The following is a 2,432-nucleotide window of genomic DNA, read 5'->3' on the forward strand; positions in this document are numbered from 1 at the left end:
AAAAACTTGGCCATGACGGATGCCTTTACTTGTCAGCCGCTGCGGCAGCCGGTGCTGCGGCAGCCGGTGCTGCGGCAGCCGGTGCGGCCTGGGCCGCTGGAGCTGCGCCCGCAGGAGCCGCTGCAGGGGCGGCGGCCGGTGCGGAGCCGGGCGCGGTCCATGGCACCGGCGTCACGGGCGTGCCCGGCGGCAGCATCTGCAGCTTCTGGAAGCCGTCGACCATGACCTTCTCGCCGGCCTTGAGGCCATCGAGCACGATCCACTGCTGGTTCTGCGCGGCGCTGACCTTGATGTTGCGCTTGGAGATCTTGCCGTCGTCGCCGACCACGGACACGGTGTCGCCGTTTTCACTGCGCGTCACGGCCTGCTGGGGCAGGGTGATGGCGTTGACGGCCTGGGCCTGTTCGACCTGCACGCGTACATAGAGGCCTGGCAGCAGCATGCCCTTGGGGTTGGGGACTTCGGCGCGCAGCGTGACCTGGCCGGTCGCGCTGTCGACCGACAGGTCGGTGAACAGCAGCTTGCCCGGACGCTCGTAGACGCTGCCGTCTTCCAGCACGATCTTGACGCTCGCGGCGTCGTTGCCGGAAGCCTTCTTCAGCTTGCCTTCGGCCATGGCCTTGCGCAGCTTGAACGCTTCGCTCGACGACTGGGTGAAATTGACGTAGACGGGATCGATCTGCTGGATCACGGCCAGCGGAGTGGCCTCGCCCTGGCCGACCAGCGCGCCTTCGGTGACCAGCGACTGGCCGATGCGGCCCGAGATCGGCGCCGTGACCTTGGCATAGCCGAGACTGATCTCGGCCGTGCGCACATTGGCCTTGCCGGCGGCGACATCGGCCAATGCCTGCTTGTATGCGGCTTCGGCGTTGACGAAGTCCTGCTTGCTGATCGCATTGGCGGCGACCAGGGGCTTGTAGCGTTCGAGCTGGGCCTGGGCCTGGGCCAGATTGGCTTCCGAGCGTGCGAGGGCCGCGCGCGCGCTTTGTGCCGCGGCTTCATAGGATGCGGCGTCGATGCGGTACAGCGCCTGGCCGGCCTTGACGTCGCTGCCTTCGCGGTACAGACGCTCCAGCAGGATGCCGGCGCTGCGGGCGCGCACCTGGGCGACGCGCGAGGCTTCGACGCGGCCAGGCAGTTCAGTGACCAGGCCGACATCGCCAGGGGTAGCGACCACGACACCGACCTGCACCTGAGGCGCCTGGCCGGCAGCGGCGGGTGGCTTGCCTTCGGCGGCCTTGTCGCCACATGCGGCCAGCGTGAGCGCGGCCGAAATGGCCAATGCCAGGGATGCGTGGCGATATAAGCGACGGGGTGGTTGGGCGTCGGGCGCGTGGCGCGTGCTGTGCATGGTTTTTTCCTAGGAATGAATCAGCGTCGGAGCATGCAAGGCGTGCGTGTCAATATGACGAGCGCAGTCGCGCAATGCCCCTGAAAAGAGCTTGGCGATTGTACATACATCCATGAATGTATAATAAGACCCCTGCCTGAACTGAGGACATTGTGACCTCAGTGCGCGCCGGATGCACGACTGTGTGCACGACGCGCACTACCGACAATTGGAGAAATGTCATGGCCCGTAGAACCAAAGAAGATGCGGTGGCAACGCGCAATGCCTTGTTGGACGCCGCCGAGCAGGTTTTCCTGGCGCAGGGCGTATCGCAGTCGTCGCTGGCAGCCATTGCCAAGCAGGCGGGCGCGACGCGTGGCGCGGTCTATTGGCACTTCAAGGACAAGCTCGATCTGTTCAATGCAATGATCGACCGCGTGACCATGCCGCTGGATCAGGTGATGTATGGCGGCGTGGGGCAGTTCGCCGGGGCCGCGCCCTTGCCGCGCATGTGCCGCGTGATGTATCTGTTGCTCAATGGACTGGTGACCGACGACCGCATCCGCCGCGTGTTCACCATCATGATGCACCGCGTCGAATTCGTCGGCGAGCTCGCGGCACTGCAGATCCGGCATACGTCTTCACTGAATGACTTCACGCGCCAGCTTGCACTCGACTTCGCGGCCGTGGCCGAGCAGGAAGGCCTGACGCTGAATTACCCGCCGCAATTGCTGGCCACGGGCCTGCGCTCGCTGCTCGATGGTCTGATGCATTCGTGGCTCATGGGGGTGGAGGGATTCGACCTGGAGAAGGATGGCTTCGCCGCCATACAGGTCTATCTTGTGGGCGCAGGCCTGCCGCAGGCCGCGGTGCGCGCGGCCTTCGAGGAGGCGCTTTCGGTGCCCAGTCCATTGCCCGGCGCTGCACGCGTGCCGTGTGGATATATGGATCGCTAGGGATCGTTGCCGGCTTCTGGGAATTTCACGCAAAGTCGTGCGACAATGCCGCTTGCTTTGGACTTCGGTCCGGGGCGGCTGTAGCTCAGTGGATAGAGTATTGGCCTCCGAAGCCAAGGGTCGTGGGTTCGATCCCCGCCAGCCGC

General features: G+C 65.1%; 2 protein-coding genes and 1 tRNA gene. 2 read left to right on the forward strand and 1 reads right to left on the reverse strand.

What is annotated here, in order from left to right; translation table 11 throughout:
- Window positions 1–25 precede the first annotated feature (25 nt).
- Window positions 26–1,351 (reverse strand): efflux RND transporter periplasmic adaptor subunit, encoded by a 1,326-nt coding sequence (locus RR928_RS22260; protein ID WP_332549347.1) that lies wholly within the window; start codon window positions 1,349–1,351, stop codon window positions 26–28.
- Window positions 1,352–1,572: 221 nt separating this feature from the next.
- Between RR928_RS22260 and RR928_RS22265 the strand changes: the two genes are divergently transcribed.
- Window positions 1,573–2,286, forward strand: a complete 714-nt coding sequence (locus RR928_RS22265) for a TetR family transcriptional regulator (protein ID WP_332539520.1) — start codon at window positions 1,573–1,575, stop codon at window positions 2,284–2,286.
- A gap of 74 nt (window positions 2,287–2,360) precedes the next feature.
- Window positions 2,361–2,432: transfer RNA gene (locus RR928_RS22270), tRNA-Arg, on the forward strand.

The sequence above is a fragment of the Comamonas sp. genome, assembly GCF_036666375.1.
Classification (GTDB): Bacteria; Pseudomonadota; Gammaproteobacteria; order Burkholderiales; family Burkholderiaceae_C; genus Comamonas.

Excerpts from the sequence above, each read along its gene's own strand:
- RR928_RS22260 (WP_332549347.1), bottom strand. The coding sequence starts at position 1,351 with ATGCACAGCACGCGCCACGCGCCCGACGCCCAACCACCCCGTCGCTTA.
- RR928_RS22265 (WP_332539520.1), top strand. The coding sequence starts at position 1,573 with ATGGCCCGTAGAACCAAAGAAGATGCGGTGGCAACGCGCAATGCCTTG.